Annotated in this window: 16 protein-coding genes; 6 read left to right on the top strand and 10 right to left on the bottom strand. The window is 72.6% G+C overall.

Annotated features, from left to right (window positions below; all coding sequences use genetic code 11):
• Position 1: 1 nt before the first annotated feature.
• A complete protein-coding gene (locus G6W55_RS20440; protein WP_175522275.1) occupies positions 2-763 on the bottom strand; it encodes a prolyl oligopeptidase family serine peptidase in 762 nt (253 codons plus the stop codon).
• Positions 764-876: 113 nt separating this feature from the next.
• On the opposite strand from G6W55_RS20440, the gene G6W55_RS20435 reads away from it, so the two are divergent.
• Positions 877-2,040: an adenosine deaminase gene (locus G6W55_RS20435; RefSeq protein WP_175522274.1), complete on the top strand. Its 1,164-nt coding sequence runs from the start codon at positions 877-879 to the stop codon at positions 2,038-2,040.
• 135 nt (positions 2,041-2,175) lie between these two features.
• Entirely contained in the window at positions 2,176-2,541 is a 366-nt protein-coding gene (locus G6W55_RS20430) for an ATP-binding protein (protein WP_175522273.1), read from the top strand.
• 72 nt (positions 2,542-2,613) lie between these two features.
• Here G6W55_RS20430 and G6W55_RS20425 read toward each other — a convergent pair whose 3' ends face one another.
• From G6W55_RS20425 to afsQ1, 5 genes are all read right to left on the bottom strand, one after another.
• Entirely contained in the window at positions 2,614-2,817 is a 204-nt protein-coding gene (locus G6W55_RS20425) for a PspC domain-containing protein (RefSeq protein WP_175522272.1), read from the bottom strand.
• Between the two features lie 92 nt (positions 2,818-2,909).
• Positions 2,910-3,461 (bottom strand): VanZ family protein, encoded by a 552-nt coding sequence (locus G6W55_RS20420; RefSeq protein ID WP_175522271.1) that lies wholly within the window; start codon positions 3,459-3,461, stop codon positions 2,910-2,912.
• Between the two features lie 408 nt (positions 3,462-3,869).
• On the bottom strand, positions 3,870-4,475 hold the full coding sequence (locus G6W55_RS20415; RefSeq protein WP_175522270.1) for a hypothetical protein: 606 nt from the start codon (positions 4,473-4,475) through the stop codon (positions 3,870-3,872).
• Positions 4,472-6,085: a HAMP domain-containing sensor histidine kinase gene (locus G6W55_RS20410; protein WP_175522269.1), complete on the bottom strand. Its 1,614-nt coding sequence runs from the start codon at positions 6,083-6,085 to the stop codon at positions 4,472-4,474. The genes G6W55_RS20415 and G6W55_RS20410 overlap by 4 nt, the downstream gene beginning before the upstream one ends.
• On the bottom strand, positions 6,082-6,759 hold the full coding sequence (gene afsQ1 / locus G6W55_RS20405; protein ID WP_175522268.1) for a two-component system response regulator AfsQ1: 678 nt from the start codon (positions 6,757-6,759) through the stop codon (positions 6,082-6,084). Before afsQ1 ends, G6W55_RS20410 begins: the two co-directional genes overlap by 4 nt.
• Positions 6,760-7,046: 287 nt before the next feature.
• On the opposite strand from afsQ1, the gene G6W55_RS20400 reads away from it, so the two are divergent.
• Positions 7,047-7,784, top strand: a complete 738-nt coding sequence (locus G6W55_RS20400; protein WP_030783373.1) for a SigE family RNA polymerase sigma factor — start codon at positions 7,047-7,049, stop codon at positions 7,782-7,784.
• Positions 7,785-8,020: 236 nt separating this feature from the next.
• On the opposite strand, the gene G6W55_RS20395 is transcribed toward G6W55_RS20400, so the two are convergent.
• Positions 8,021-8,755: a uridine kinase gene (locus tag G6W55_RS20395; protein WP_175522267.1), complete on the bottom strand. Its 735-nt coding sequence runs from the start codon at positions 8,753-8,755 to the stop codon at positions 8,021-8,023.
• A gap of 56 nt (positions 8,756-8,811) precedes the next feature.
• On the opposite strand from G6W55_RS20395, the gene G6W55_RS20390 reads away from it, so the two are divergent.
• Entirely contained in the window at positions 8,812-9,189 is a 378-nt protein-coding gene (locus G6W55_RS20390; protein WP_175522266.1) for a hypothetical protein, read from the top strand.
• Positions 9,190-9,263: 74 nt separating this feature from the next.
• Here G6W55_RS20390 and G6W55_RS20385 read toward each other — a convergent pair whose 3' ends face one another.
• Genes G6W55_RS20385 through deoC form a run of 3 tightly spaced genes read right to left on the bottom strand, consistent with a single transcriptional unit; the run spans position 9,264 to position 12,554 of the window.
• The gene (locus G6W55_RS20385; RefSeq protein WP_175522265.1) at positions 9,264-10,160 is read right to left on the bottom strand and encodes an aldehyde dehydrogenase; all 897 of its coding nucleotides are present in this window, start codon (positions 10,158-10,160) and stop codon (positions 9,264-9,266) included.
• Positions 10,153-11,589, bottom strand: coding sequence for an aldehyde dehydrogenase family protein (locus G6W55_RS20380; RefSeq protein WP_030783386.1), 1,437 nt, complete (start codon positions 11,587-11,589; stop codon positions 10,153-10,155). The genes G6W55_RS20385 and G6W55_RS20380 overlap by 8 nt, the downstream gene beginning before the upstream one ends.
• Positions 11,590-11,594: 5 nt before the next feature.
• Positions 11,595-12,554 (bottom strand): deoxyribose-phosphate aldolase, encoded by a 960-nt coding sequence (deoC, locus tag G6W55_RS20375; RefSeq protein WP_175522316.1) that lies wholly within the window; start codon positions 12,552-12,554, stop codon positions 11,595-11,597.
• A gap of 170 nt (positions 12,555-12,724) precedes the next feature.
• On the opposite strand from deoC, the gene G6W55_RS20370 reads away from it, so the two are divergent.
• On the top strand, positions 12,725-13,429 hold the full coding sequence (locus G6W55_RS20370; protein WP_175522264.1) for a PH domain-containing protein: 705 nt from the start codon (positions 12,725-12,727) through the stop codon (positions 13,427-13,429).
• A 91-nt stretch (positions 13,430-13,520) separates the two neighbouring features.
• Entirely contained in the window at positions 13,521-15,134 is a 1,614-nt protein-coding gene (locus G6W55_RS20365) for a hypothetical protein (protein WP_175522263.1), read from the top strand.
• Positions 15,135-15,416: the final 282 nt, after the last annotated feature.

The following is a 15,416-nucleotide window of genomic DNA, read 5'->3' as shown; positions in this document are numbered from 1 at the left end:
CTCAGTGGTGCAGGGACTTGCCGAACCCCACCGCCAGCGGCATCCGCAGCCCCAGCGGCGGCGGGGCCGCGAGCGCGTCCTCCACCGGCCGGGCGAAGGAATGCCCGAACAGCGCTCCCAGGACGAAGTCCGCGGCGAGGGCGTGCACTTCGTCGCGGTACTGGTGCAACCCGTGTCCGTCGGCGTGCACTTCGAACCGGCACACGTCCCGGTTGGCCTTCTTCGCCCGGGTCGCCAGCCGGAACGACCGCTCCGGGTCGCAGCGTTCGTCGTGGGTGCCGTGCACGATCATCACGCGCCGCCCCACCAACTGCCGGACCGGCTCGGGCTCCGCGGCCGGGTCCTCCGCGGGCAGCCACGGGGCCAGCGCCAGCACGCAGTCGACGGCCTCCCCGCCCGCGGCGCGCAGCGCGGCCCGGCCGCCCATGCCGACCCCGGCCAGGCACACCGGCACGTCCCCGTACAGCCGGACGACCTCGTCCACCGCCCAGGCCGCGTCGGCCGCGAGATGGGCCTCGCCGCCGTTCCAGCCGCGGTAGCGGTAGTGCACGACGTGGACGGCCAGACCCTCCCGCTGTCCCGCCCGGGCCAGGGAGCGCCCCAGGGTGCGGACGGACGCCGTCGCCCACAGCGGGGACGGTCTGCGGTCGGAGACCTCCTCGCCGCCGGGGAGCAGCAGGACCGCTCCGCTCACCGTCGTCGGCTCGGGGCCGAGTGCCTTCCCCAGCCGGGCCGTTCGGGCCGGAGTCGCTTGCTGTGCCATGACAGAACAGTGTCAGAAGCAGTGGTGTACTCCACCCGTCCGTGCGGTCACCGTTACGTATCGACGGTGTGGTTCGACGCGCGATCTACGCGCGTAGGAGTTAGGGTGCGGAAATGACGAGCCAGAGCATCCAGACGGGCCACACCCCGAGCGCGGACCAGATCCGGCGGGCGCCCAAGGTTCTGCTGCACGACCATCTCGACGGCGGGCTGCGCCCCGGCACGATCGTCGACCTCGCCCGGGACACCGGGTACTCCCGGCTCCCCGAGACCGACCCCGACAAGCTCGGCATCTGGTTCCGCGAGGCCGCCGACTCCGGTTCCCTGGAACGCTACTTGGAGACCTTCTCGCACACCGTCGGTGTGATGCAGACCCGCGAGGCGCTCGTCCGGGTCGCCCGCGAGTGCGCCGAGGACCTCGCCGAGGACGGCGTCGTCTACGCCGAGGTGCGCTACGCCCCCGAGCAGCACCTCGAAGGCGGGCTCACCCTCGAAGAGGTCGTCGAGGCCGTCAACGAGGGCTTCCGCGAAGGGGAGCGCACGGCCCGCGCCGACGGCCACCGGATCCGCGTCGGCGCCCTGCTCACCGCCATGCGGCACGCCGCCCGCGCCCTGGAGATCGCCGAACTCGCCAACCGCTACCGGGACCTCGGGGTCGTTGGCTTCGACATCGCGGGCGCGGAGGCGGGCTTCCCGCCCACCCGGCACCTCGACGCCTTCGAGTATCTGAAGCGGGAGAACAACCACTTCACCATCCACGCCGGCGAGGCGTTCGGGCTGCCGTCCATCTGGCAGGCCCTCCAGTGGTGCGGCGCCGACCGGCTCGGGCACGGGGTGCGCATCATCGACGACATCGAGGTCGCGCAGGACGGCTCGGTCACGCTCGGCCGGCTCGCCTCCTACGTCCGCGACAAGCGGATCCCGCTGGAGCTGTGCCCCTCCTCCAACCTCCAGACCGGCGCGGCCGCCTCCTACGCCGAGCACCCGATCGGTCTGCTGCGGCGGCTGCACTTCCGGGCCACGGTCAACACCGACAACCGGCTGATGTCCGGCACCAGCATGAGCCGTGAATTCGAGCACCTGGTCGACGCGTTCGGTTACACGCTCGACGACATGCAATGGTTCTCGGTCAATGCTATGAAGTCAGCATTCATTCCTTTCGATGAACGACTCGCCATGATCAATGACGTGATCAAGCCCGGATATGCCGAGCTGAAGTCCGAATGGCTGTTCCAGCAGACCGCTTCCACCAGCGGTTCTGTGGCCGCGGGCGACTGAGCAGGGCATTTTCCCGGCGCGGAATGCGGACGGACGTTCACCATCCGTCCGCATTTCGATGTTTGCGGCGTCCCCCGTCCCGTGATTACGGTCGTGGACCGCTCGGTTCCCGTATCCCATTCGAGGACGCTCATCATGAAGCAGTCTGCTGCCAAGACCCTCGGCGTCGCCGCCCTCGGTGCCGCCTTCGCCGCCGCCGGCGCGGGCGCCGCGAACGCCGCCCCGGCGCTCCCCGACGCCACGCAGGCCCTGGGCCCGGTCACCCAGCCCGTCGAGAACGTCGGCAAGCTGCTGCCAGGCGCCGGCAAGGTGCTGGGGCAGGCCAAGCTGGAGCAGGCGCAGCCCGCGCTCGCCACGGGTGTCGCCGCCGTGCAGCCGGCCGCCCAGCAGGCGCTCGCCCAGGGCCCCACGCAGCCCGTCGCCGGTCTCCTCGGCGGTCTCCCGGTCGGCCAGGGCCTGCCCACGCACGGTCTGCCCCTGAACGGCATCCCGCTGGGCTGACGCTCTCCCGCAGCACACGCCGACGGGGCGCCCCCCTGTGACGGAAGGCGCCCCGCGGCGTACGGACGGCCGTCACCAGGCCGTCGTGCGCGCCTTCCCCTCCGCGGGCAGCAGGATCCACAGCGCTATGTAGAGCAGGAACTGCGGTCCGGGCAGCAGGCAGGAGAGCAGGAAGATCACGCGCATCGTGGTGTCGGAGGTGCCGAAGCGCCGGGCCAGCGCGGCACACACTCCGCCGATCATGCGGCCCTGCGTGGGGCGGACGAGGCTGGACATCTGCGGCTCCCTCGGGCGTCGGTGCGAGGCGGCCCTTCCGGCGGCCCCGTCTGTCTTCGACCCTACGGAGACAAAGGGGAGGAAGCGTCGCTCTAGGGGGCGATCCCGACCCTGGGAATCCTCGGGGTCCGACCCTGAGCCCCCTCCTCCGTGCGGACCGCCGCGCGCCCGTGCCGCTCGTTCTTGCGGCGCAGCCAGGTCCGGGCCGCCGGCACCACCGCGGCGTGCGCCAGCGCCACGCCCAGGGTGTTCAGCAGCAGCGAGTCCACGTCCACGACCCGCCCCGGCACGCCGGTTTGGAGCAGCTCGATGGCCAGCGAGATCAGGGCGCCCGCCGCGACGGTACGGAGCAGGGACGCCCACGGCGACACCCGGAGCCGGCCGTGCGCCAGCGGCAGCAGCACACCCAGCGGGGCCAGCAGCGCCAGCCCCTCACCGATCCGCCGGGCCGCCTCGGGCCCACCGAGCCGGAGGTCGGCGCGGATCCCGTCGAAGGGGTGCAGATTGCCGGGTCTCACCCACGGCACGTCGAGCGGGCGCAGCGTGCACCAGGCGACGAACGCGAGGTGGGCGGCCAGGAGGAGAATCCCGGTCGCACGGAGACGGATCGCGGCGCTGCCGCCGATGGAGCCTTGACGCTGCACGCCCCCCAAGACGCACCCCCCGGCACCTTCGGTTCCGACGACCCACGGAACATCGGGACGAATCCTCCGCCCCACGGGTGCCCGATGCGGGCGGAGCCCGGCTTGCGCACCGGACGGTGCGGCAGGCGCACATGTGCCGTGCGCGACGCGGGCGGAGCCCGGCCCGTGCACCGGACGGTGCCGCAGGCGCACCTGTGCCCGGGGGCGCGACCGGCCTCATCCGCGTGCGCAGGAGGAGGCGGCCTTCGCCGGTGTGCCGGGGCGGATCGGTGCTTTTCCGCGCGCGGGGAAGCGGCCTGCGTCGGCGCTTCAGGGAAACGCGGTCCTTGCCCATGTGTCGGGAAGGCGGCCCCGCCGGTCCGCCTGGGCGGTTCGGTGCTCCTTTATGAGTGGGCTCGCCGGTGACGGTCAGGCGTCGTTCGTGACCTCGGAGGACGGGGGTTCCGCGCTGCCCGGGCGGGAGCGGACCTCGTCCGTGCATTCGTAGCGGCGGAGCGGGTCCGTGCCGGGGCCGCCCAGGATGACCGAGCCGTCGCCCTCGGCCGCCGCCGAGTCGGAGAACGTGCACACCACCTGGGCCAGCGCGTACGAGGTCAGGCTGTTCGGCGGGGTGCTCAGCCGCAGCGCGTCGTCGGGGTCGCCGGGGCCGGGGCCGTCCACCGTCATGCCGCCGCGCACGTCCGTCGTGTACCCGGCCTCCTTCTCGGCGGCCGTCGGCGACTCCGCGAGCTGGTCCAGCAGGCCCTGCGCCACCAGCGCGCGCCGCTCCGCGTCCGCGGGACCGGCCGTCACCCGGACCGCCCGGTCGACGGCCACCAGCGACGAGCCGCACAGCAGGAACACCTGCACCGGCACCCCGGGCGCGGCCTGGGTCGTGATGTCCGGCTCGGCGAGCGAGCAGCGCACCCGGGAGGGCGCGGGCCCGAAGTCGGTGGGCACCTCGGTCGCCCGTATCCCGCAGCCGGCGAGCAGCGCCGCCAGCAGCGGCAGCGCGAACAGTCCCCGTACCCTCATCGAGCCTTCTCCTCGTCCGGCACGGAACGCGCGGCCGTCTCGCCGGGTTCACCCGGATCCCCTGGATCGACCGCCTCGTCCGGATCATCCGGATCGTCCGGATCGGAGGCGTCCTGGGGCAGCCGCAAGGTGAACACCGCGCCGCCCTCGGGGGAGTTGGCGGCCGTGATCTCGCCGCCGTGGATGTGGGCGTTCTCCAGCGCGATGGACAGGCCGAGCCCGCTGCCCTCGGAGCGCGGGCGGGAGGCGCTCGCCTTGTAGAACCGGTCGAAGACGTGCGGCAGCACCTCCTCCGGGATGCCGGGCCCGTGGTCGCGCACCGCGATGACGACCTCGTCGCGCGCCGCCGTCACCGACACCCGCACCGGCGAACCGCCGTGCTTGAGCGCGTTGCCGATCAGGTTGGCCATGATCACGTCCAGCCGGCGCGGATCGAGCTGGGCGTGGATGCCGCGCTCGGCGTCCAGGTCCACCGCGTCCAGCCAGGCGCGCGCGTCGATGCAGGCGGTGATCTGGTCGGCCACGTCGACGTCGTCCAGGACCAGCCGGGCCGTCCCCGCGTCGAAGCGGGTCACCTCCATGAGGTTCTCGACCAGGTTGTTGAGCCGCCGGGTCTCGCTGACCACCAGCCGCACGGCCGGCTCGATCATCGGGTCGATGCTGCCCGACTCGGCGTCCAGCTCCTCCTCCAGCACCTCCGTGACGGCGGTGATCGCGGTCAGCGGCGTGCGCAGCTCGTGCGACATGTCGGCGACGAACCGCCGCGACGCCTCGTCCCGGCTCGCCATGTCGGCGACCCGCTTCTCCAGCGCCTCCGCCGTCCGGTTGAACGTCCGTGACAGATCGGCGAGTTCGTCCGTCCCCGAGACCCGCAGCCGGGTGTCGAGCCGCCCCTCGCCCAGCCGCCGCGCCGCGACCCCGAGCCGGTGCACCGGCTTCAGTACGGTCGTGGCGGCGGCCTGCGCGAGCAGCGCGGCCCCGATCAGCGCGAGCCCGGTGGCGATCCCCAGCGACCAGGCCAGCGAGTTGAGGTCCTTGGCCTCCGGCTCCAGCGACTTGCGCATGTACCCGGTCGGCCCGCCCCCGATCACCTTCGTCCCGGCCACCAGATACGGCGTCCCGTCGTCCACGACCCGCTGCCAGTACACGTGGTACGGCGAACTGTCGCCGCCGTCCTGCTGTTTGTTCACCGCGGTGCGCAGCGAGGCGGGCACGTCCTCCAGCGAGAAGCCGTTCAGCCCGCCCGAACTGCCGTACACGGTCCGGCCGGTGACGTCCGCGCCGACCAGCAGCACGCTGAAGCGCTGGCTGCTGTTGGCCATCTGCCCGGCGGTGTGCAGCAGTTCGTCCTGCGAGGGATGCTCGGGCAGCGAACCCGCCCGGTTCTGCATCTCCTGCTCGAAGTCGCGCAGCACCGCCCCCTGGGTACGGGTGAGCACGGCCTCGCGGTTGAGCCAGTAGGCGATGCCCGAGGCGGACACCGCCGCGGTCAGCGCCACGGCCCCGAAGACCATCACCAGCCGCAGTCGCAGGCTGGTGAAACGCAGCCGTGACAGCTTCCCCTTGCGCCCCGCGGTCCAGCCGCGGAACCCCCCGTGCCGTTCGGTCACTGAGGGGCGTCCAGGCGGTAGCCGACGCCGCGCACGGTGCGGATCAGCGTGGGGGACGACGGCACGTCCTCGACCTTGGCGCGCAGCCGCTGGACACAGGCGTCCACCAGCCGGGAGTCGCCCAGGTAGTCGTGCTCCCAGACCAGCCGCAGCAACTGCTGCCGGGAGAGCGCCTGACCGGGCCGCCGGCTCAGTTCGAGCAGCAGCCGCAGCTCGGTCGGGGTGAGCTGGAGGTCCTCGCCGTTCTTCGTGACGGTCATCGCCGCCCGGTCGATGACCAGGCTGCCGAAGGTCGCCGCGTCGGTCGACTCGCGCTCGCCGCGCCGCAGCACGGCCCGGATCCGCGCGTCGAGGACCCGCCCCTGGACGGGTTTGACGACGTAGTCGTCGGCGCCGGACTCCAGTCCGACCACGACGTCGATGTCATCACTCCGCGCGGTCAGCAGGATGATCGGCAACTGGTCGGTGCGCCGGATACGCCGGCACACCTCGAAGCCGTCGATCCCGGGCAGCATCACATCCAGAACGATCAGGTCCGGTCGTTGCTCGCGCAGGAGCTTCAGACCGTCCTCACCGCTCGCAGCGGTCGCCACACGGTGCCCCTGGCGCGTCAGTGAGAGCTCCAGGGCCGTACGGATGGCGTCGTCGTCCTCGATCAGCAACAGGGAAGGCACGGGCTCATTCTGGCCCATGAGGGGGCTGTCGTTCGACCCGTGGGGCACCGGTCTTGCGCGGGACCCCGTTCGCAGGGGTGTTCGGGGAGAACCGCGGACCCCGCCGGCGACGTCTGTGCGACGACCGCGGTGTGACGGTGACAGACCCCTGTGACAGGTCTGTGACAGTCGGCGGACACCGCCATGAACTGGCGTGGGCAAGCTTTTCGGCACAGGCAAGGCAGCACCACGAACGCCGGGCCGAAGCACAGACCGAACACCGGTAAGTCCACGACGGGGGGCGCGAGATGAACAAGCTGCACGGCCTGAACACCAGCGCAGTGATCACGCGCCTGCACGACGTCCACCGGGGTTCAGAGAAGTCCGGTGTTGTGAGCGGGCGGGGGTGCGCTCGCAACACCGGGCGTCAGCACACCGGGTTCATGACGGTCGTCGAATCGGGGGAGACGGCGGCTCACGGGGGAGCCGCGTACAGGGAGGACACGGGGGAGCGTCGCTCGCTGACCGAGGCGGAGTTCACCGCCTACGTCCAGGAGCGCCGCGCCTCCCTGTACGCCACCGCCTACCACCTCACCGGCGACCGCTTCGAGGCCGAGGACCTGCTCCAGAGCGCGCTGTTCTCGACGTACCGGGCCTGGGAGCGGATCAGCGACAAGGCCGCGGTCGGCGGATACCTCCGCCGGACGATGACCAATCTGCACATCAGCGCGTGGCGCCGCCGCAAGCTGAACGAGTACCCGACCGAGGAACTGCCGGAGACGGCCGGCGACACGGACGCGATGCGTGGCACCGAACTGCGCGCGGTCCTGTGGCAGGCGCTGGCCCGGCTGCCCGAACTCCAGCGGACGATGCTGGTCCTGCGCTACTACGAGGGCCGCACCGACCCGGAGATCGCGGAGATCCTCGACATCAGTGTCGGCACGGTGAAGTCCAGCATCTGGCGGTCGCTCCGCCGGCTGCGCGAGGACGAGGTCCTCAGCTTCGGCCGTGACGAGGAGGACGCCTTCGGGGAGCTGGTCGCCTGAGGGTCACGGGGGAGGGACCCGGCTTCGCTCAGGGAAGCCGGTGAACGGGGGACACGGGGGGTAACGGGGGAGCGGTACCGGGGGGACCCGACGGGGGACGTGGGGGAGCGGTACCGCACCACTTGGGGAAGCACCATCCTCGGATCCGGGGGGATCCGGGGAGCACGGGGGAGCGGGGGACGCGGGACTGGAGGGCCGGGGGGTCCGTCCAGTCCCGCACTCGTTTTTACGAAGCTCTACGCCGCGGTGCGGGCCGCCGGTTCGGTGGTGCCCGGTGCGGAGGTGTCCGGTTCGGAGGTGCCCGCCGCGGCCGCCAGCCGGTCCAGCGCCTCGTCCCGGTCGCAGGCGTACGCGCCGAGCGCCGTCTGCCGGGCCACGATGGACCGCTCGGCGCGCATCAGCCGCCAGCCGCGGCGCACCAGGAACGGCACCGACTTGCGGCCCTCGCGCAGATCGCGCAGGAAACGCCGGCGGAACGTCGTCACCGGACCCCGGCTCAGACACAGCGCGTCGGCCAGCACGCCCAGTGCACGGCAGCGCTCGACGATCTCCGCCGCGAAGATGCCCTCCGCGATGAACAGCGGGACCGCCCCGAACTCGACCGCCTCCGTGCCGGTCCGCGCGCTCAGCGAGAGGTCGTACACGGGGATGTCCGTACGGCCCGTGCCGCACAGCTCGACGATCGCGGCGACGGCCGTCTCCGCGTCCCAGGAGTCCGGGTGGTCCCAGTCGATGTCGGTGCTCCCGGCGACCAGCGGCAGCGTCGGGTCGTCGCCCTCCTTGTAGAAGTCGTCGAGCCGCAGCACGGGCAGGCCGGAGCGGGCGGCGAGGAGGGACTTGCCGGAGCCGGAAGGGCCGCAGAGCAGCACGACTCGCGTGGGTATGGGCGGCAGGGAGGTCACGGGACACCAGTGTGCGGCATCCGCCGGGCCCCTCACGACCCCGCGGGTCGGCTTTGAAGCGCGCGTCACACCTCAACTACCCTTCGTGTCGACCGGATTACCTTGCGCAGCAGAAGGTGGCATCGATGGCCCGACACGCATCCCCGAAGAACCTCACCGGCCGGCGTGCGCTCGCCGCCCTCGCGACCGCCGGGGTGGCGCTGGGCGTCGGTGCCGGATCGGCCTCGGCGGCCGCCGACGCGCCCCTCCCCGTCGGCTCCCTCGACGCCGCCTCCGGCGTCCAGGGAACCCTCGGCGCGCTGCCGTACGTCACCGGCGCCGTCTCCGCCCTCAAGCCCAACCCCCTCGCGGGCACGGGCGTCGACCCCCTCGACAACGGCGTCGGCACCCAGCTCGCCGACTTCCAGCCGCTGACGTCCCAGGCACTCACCGGCCCGGTGGCGCAGGCACAGTCGGTCGGCACGCTCCCGCTGGTGGGGGACGTGGCCAAGGTGCTCGGCTGACCCGGTCCGCACAGGAAGCCGCGCCGCCCCCGGACGGAGGGGCGGCGCGGCTCGTTCATGCCCGGGGGCGGCGGCTAGTACGCCGAGCCGGACGCGCCCAGGGAACCCGTGGGGTGCCAGACCGTCTTGGTCTCCAGGAAGGCCGTCAGGCGGTCGGTGCCCGGGGTGAGCGCGTAATCCACAGGCTGTGGACGGAGCACGCGCTTGAGGTTGTCGGCCGCCGCGATCTCCAGCTCCTTCGCCAGCACCTCGTCGGCGCCCGCGAGGTCGATCGCGTTGACGTCCTGGTGGGAGGCGAGCGGCGCCGCGATCTCCGCCGTACGGCCGGACAGGACGTTGACGACACCGCCGGGGACGTCGGAGGTGGCGAGCACCTCGCCCAGGGAGAGCGCGGGCAGCGGGGCCTTCTCGCTGGCGATCACGACCGCCGTGTTGCCGGTGGCGATCACCGGGGCGACCACGCTGACCAGGCCCAGGAAGGACGACTCCTGCGGTGCCACCACGGCGACCACACCGGTCGGTTCGGGCGAGGACAGGTTGAAGTACGGGCCCGCGACCGGGTTTCCGCCGCCCACCACCTGGGCGATCTTGTCGGTCCAGCCCGCGTACCAGACCCAGCGGTCGATCGTCGCGTCGACCAGCGCGGCCGCCTTCGACTTCGACAGGCCCTCGGCGTCGGCCACTTCGCGCGTGAACTGGTCCCGGCGGCCCTCCAGCATCTCGGCGACGCGGTAGAGCACCTGGCCCCGGTTGTAGGCGGTCGCCCCGGACCAGCCGCCGAACGCCTTGCGGGCCGCGACCACCGCGTCCCGGGCGTCCTTACGGCTCGACTGCGGGGCGTTGGCCAGCCACTTGCCCTTCGGGTCCGTCACTTCGTACACCCGGCCGCTCTCGGAACGCGGGAACTTCCCGCCGACGTACAGCTTGTAGGTCTTGAAGACGCTCAGACGCTCGTTGGTGCGGTCAGACATCGAGGTACGCCTCCAGGCCGTGGCGGCCGCCCTCGCGGCCGAAGCCCGACTCCTTGTATCCGCCGAACGGCGAGGTCGGGTCGAACTTGTTGAACGTGTTGGACCAGACGACACCGGCCCGGAGCTTGTTCGCCACCGCGAGGATGCGGGAGCCCTTCTCCGTCCAGATGCCCGCCGACAGGCCGTACGGCGTGTTGTTGGCCTTGGCGACGGCCTCGTCCGGGGTGCGGAAGGTGAGGACCGACAGGACCGGGCCGAAGATCTCGTCCCGGGCGACGGTGTGGGCCTGGGTGACGTTGGTGAACAGCGTCGGCGCGAACCAGTAGCCCGCCTCCGGCAGTTCACAGGCCGGGGACCAGCGCTCGGCGCCCTCGGCCTCGCCCCGCTCGACGAGCGAGGTGATCCGGGAGAGCTGCTCCTCGGAGTTGATCGCGCCGATGTCCGTGTTCTTGTCCAGCGGGTCGCCGAGGCGGAGCGTGGAGAGGCGGCGCTTCAACGAGTCCAGCAGCTCCTCCTGGACCGACTCCTGGACCAGCAGACGGGAGCCCGCGCAGCAGACCTGGCCCTGGTTGAAGAAGATGCCGTTGACGATGCCCTCGACGGCCTGGTCGATCGGGGCGTCGTCGAAGACGATGTTGGCGCCCTTGCCGCCCAGTTCGAGCGTGAGCTTCTTGTGCGAGCCCGCGACCGTGCGCGCGATCTCCTTGCCGACGGCCGTGGAGCCGGTGAAGGCCACCTTGTTCACGTCGGGGTGCGCGACCAGCGCCGCGCCCGCGTCGCCGTAGCCCGGCAGGATGTTGACGACACCGCGGGGCAGGCCCGCCTGGCGGCAGACGTCCGCGAAGAACAGCGCGGACAGCGGGGTCGTCTCGGCCGGCTTCAGCACGACCGTGTTGCCGGTGGCGAGGGCCGGGGCGATCTTCCACGCCAGCATCAGCAGCGGGAAGTTCCACGGGATGACCTGGCCCGCCACACCGAGCGGACGCGGGTCCGCGCCGAAGCCGGCGTGGCCGAGCTTGTCGGCCCAGCCCGCGTAGTAGAAGAAGTGCGCGGCGACCAGCGGGAGGTCCGCGTCGCGGGTCTCCTTGATCGGCTTGCCGTTGTCGAGGGTTTCCAGGACGGCGAGTTCGCGGCTGCGCTCCTGGATGATCCGGGCGATGCGGAACAGGTACTTGGCGCGCTCGGAGCCGGGCAGCGCCGACCACTTCTCGAACGCCTTGCGGGCCGCCTTCACCGCGCGGTCGACGTCCGCCTCGCCCGCCTGGGCGATCTCGGAGAGGACCTCCTCGGTGGACGGCGAGACCGTCTTGAAGACCTTGCCGTCGGCGGCCTCGGTGAACTCGCCGTCGATGAACAGGCCGTAGGAGGGGGCGATGTCGACGACCGAGCGGGACTCGGGCGCCGGTGCGTACTCGAATGCGGATGCCATGGTGATCAGTCCACCGTCACGTAGTCGGGGCCGGAGTAGCGGCCGGTGGCCAGCTTCTGACGCTGCATCAGCAGATCGTTCAGGAGCGAGGAGGCGCCGAAGCGGAACCAGTGGTTGTCCAGCCAGTCCTCGCCCGCGGTCTCGTTGACCAGCACCAGGAACTTGATCGCGTCCTTGCTGGTACGGATGCCGCCGGCGGGCTTCACGCCGACCTGGACGCCGGTCTGGGCGCGGAAGTCGCGCACGGCCTCCAGCATGAGGAGGGTGTTGGCCGGGGTGGCGTTGACGGCCACCTTGCCGGTCGACGTCTTGATGAAGTCGGCGCCCGCGAGCATGCCGAGCCAGCTCGCGCGCCGGATGTTGTCGTACGTCGACAGCTCGCCGGTCTCGAAGATGACCTTCAGCCGGGCCGCGCCCGCGACCTCCTTCACGGCGACGATCTCGTCGTACACCTTCAGGTAGTCGCCCGCGAGGAACGCCCCGCGGTCGATGACCATGTCGATCTCGTCGGCGCCCGCCGCAACCGCGTCGCGCACGTCCGCCAGCTTGACGGGGAGGGCGGCACGGCCGGCCGGGAAGGCGGTGGCGACGGAGGCGACCTTCACGGTGGAGCCGGCGACGGCCTGCTTGGCCACGGCCACCATGTCGGGGTAGACGCAGACGGCGGCCGTGGCGGGGGCCGTCCGGTCGGTCGGGTCGGGGAGGACCGCCTTCGCGCCGAGCGCCCGGACCTTGCCCGGGGTGTCCGCGCCTTCCAGCGTCGTCAGGTCGACCATCGAGATGGCGAGGTCGATGGCGTACGCCTTCGCGGTCGTCTTGATGGAACGGGTGCCGAGCGACGCGGCGCGTGCCTCCAGGCCGACCGCGTCGACGCCGGGCAGCCCGTGGAGGAAGCGGCGCAGCGCGCTGGCGGACGAGGTGACGTCCGTGAGGGCGTGAGCTGCGGTGGGTGCATTGGTGGGCATGGTCACCAGACGAGCATATCTACGCGCGTAGCGGGTGTACAGCCCCCGGGATGCTCCCGGGTTCCTCCCCGGGTTTCTCCCCGGGTTTCTCCCCGGGTCCCTTTTCGGCTTCGGCCTCCGACAGGGGAGCCCGGATGAGGCCCGGGAGGGCGTCGGGCAGAATCGGGGCCATGACGACCCCGGAAGACCAGTCACCGCGGCCCCCGGCCACCCCGAGCAACGACCGTATCTACCGGTCGCCCGCGGGCATCGTCGGCGGTGTGCTGCTGCTCGGCCTCATCGGCTGGCTCGGCATCGACGCGATCGTGGCCGGCCACGGCCGCACCCCGTGGCTGGCGCTCGCCACGCTGATCCTGCTGGTGCCGCTGGTCGTCGCCTTCACCCTGCGGCCCGCCGTGTACGCGGGCGAGAACCGGCTGCGGGTGCGCAACCCGTTCCGGGTGATCGTGCTGCCCTGGGGCGAGATCGCCGGACTGCGCTCCGGTTACTCCAACGAGGTGGTGGCCAAGGACGGCACCAAGTACCAGCTCTGGGCGATCCCGGTCTCGCTGCGCGCCCGCAAGAAGGCGAACCGCCAGGAGGCCAGGGCCCGCGCCCGGCAGGCGGCGGAACGCGAGGGCAAGGGCGGCGGCGGCCGGGGCCGCGGTGGCTTCGGCGGGTTCGGCGGCCTCGGCGGGGCCGACGCGAGCGCCGCGGACGGCGGCCCGGCGCGCGCCGAGACCGACAAGGTCATGGACGAGGTACGCGCCCTGTGGGAGTCCCGCGAGAAGGAGGAGACCGCGCAGGGCGAGGTGACCGTGCGGTGGGCCTGGGAGATCGTGGGGCCGGCGGTCGCGGGCGCGGTGGTGCTGGGGATTCTGCTGATCGTGGGGTGAGGGTTGTGGATCACCCGTTCCTGAGCCATCATCGGCGCGCGTCCCTGCCGTGAAGGAGCAGGTCAGGGGCAGGTGAACGGGTGGGGGAGAGATGAGTACGGGTTCCGACGGCGTGCTGCGGCTGCCGGATGCGGCGATACCCGAGGGCTGTCGGTCCTGGGACGGTGAGGCCGCCCGGCGGTGGACCGGGGCGTTGCCCTCGCGGTGGGTGCCGGTGCGGGCGCATCCGGCGATGTTCGTGGCGTTGCCGCTGGTGACGGTCGCCGGGGCGGGGCTGCTCGGGGAGTACGGCGTGCTGCCCGCCTGGGGTGCGGCGCTCGCCGTGCTGCCGTTCGTATGGATGGTGCTGCGGCCCGAGGCGGCCCGGATCCTCGCGCCGGTCGCCGTGGGCGTCGTCCTCGCGTACGGGGAGGAGTCGCCGCTGCGGAGCCTGGCGCTCGGCTCGGCGGTCGTGCTCGCCTGGGCGCTCTCGCTGGCTCGGGTGACCGCGCGGGGGCCGCAGAGGGCGGCGGCGCTCGTCGCCTCCGGCGGGGTGACCGCCGTGTTGCCGTCGGCGGTGGCCGGACGCCTGGAGCGGGGAAGGTTCCTCTTCGGGGCGGGCCTGCTGCTGACCGCGGCCGGTGGGGTGGTCGGTGCCGCCACCGGCGTCTGGGAGGACCCCGGTGACCGTGCCGGGGCCCCGGCCGCGGGCTGGTGCCTGGCCGGGCTCGGACTGACCGTCCTGCTCGCGGCGGCCCTCACCCGGCACCGCGCGGCCGGGCTGCGCGGGGCGCCGGTGCCGGTGCTGCGGGTGCTCGTGCGGGAGAGCGCCGAGGTCGAGACGGAGGTCTTCGCCGCCGACGACGAGGGCGCGGTGCGTCCGCTGTTCACGGTCGCCACGCGGGTGGTCGACGGCGGGGGCGACGGCGAGGATGCCTTCGGCGACGAGCGTGTCGGGCCGTTGCGCGAGGCCGTCCTGTTCGGGGTGCCGTACGACGGTGCCGAGGTCGTGCTCCTCACCGCCGCCGAGCGGGCCGGTGAGCCGCCGGTTGTCGAGGTGGGCGTGGGAGCGGTGCGGCCGGTGACCGAGTGGACCCTGCGGCGGCGCGGTGCGGCCGCGCGGGGCAAGGCACAGAGCGAGGCCCGTGAGGAGGAGCGGCGCGTGGCCGCCGCCGATCAGGTGCGCCGCGAGACCGGCACGGATGCGTTGCCGGCCGGGCGGTGGCGGGCCGGGTGGCCGGACTGGTTCACGGGCCTGCTGGCACTGGCCTACGCCGCCGTCCTCGCCGGGGACGCGGGGTGGTGGCGACTGATCTCCGGGTTCGGCCTGACGCTGGTGGCCGCGCTGGTGCTGCCGCGCCGGCTCGCCTGGCGGGTCACCGCCGACCGCGAGGGCCTGTGGTTCAACGGCCTCCGGCGCGCCCGGCAGCTCCCCTGGGACGAGATCCGCACGGTACGGACCAAGGCGGGCGAGCTACGGGTGGACGGCGAGGGGACGTCGTTCGGCGAGTGGACCGTGCACACACCCCGCTGGGCCTGGCTGGAACACCGCATCGGCCTGGTACACCCGTACGAGCGAACGGCGGCCGAGATCACGGCGATGTGGCGCGACCCGCAGTTGCGCCCGACGGAACTGAGCACCCCGGCCCGACGGGGACGTGCGGTGTGGCCGCTCGGGGTGCTGATCGCGGCGGCGGGGGCTGCGGCGGTGCTGTTCTTGCCGTGACCTCTGGCGGTGCCGCTGCTCGGACAGCGGCGGTCGCTGACAGATCCGGCTTGGTTGCGGCGAGCCGTTCGGCCGCGGCGGTGTGGCCGGACTCCGGGGCCGCGCCTGGCGGCGATCCGGGGCGGTGTGGCCGGTCGGGGTGTTGTCGCGCCCGCCCGGCGAGGGCGCCGCTCGGATGGCGACGGCAGTCGGGAAGTCCCGTTCGGGCGCGGTGATGTGAAGGGGCCCAGGGCTGCGTCCGTGGAGTTGAGTCATCCACGGGTGGGGGCACGGCGGTGTTGT

The sequence above is a fragment of the Streptomyces sp. CAI-85 genome (assembly GCF_013363615.1).
GTDB lineage: Bacteria > Actinomycetota > Actinomycetes > Streptomycetales > Streptomycetaceae > Streptomyces > Streptomyces antibioticus_B.
Note: the sequence above shows the minus strand (reverse complement) of the source record. Positions and strands in the feature narration are given on the sequence as shown.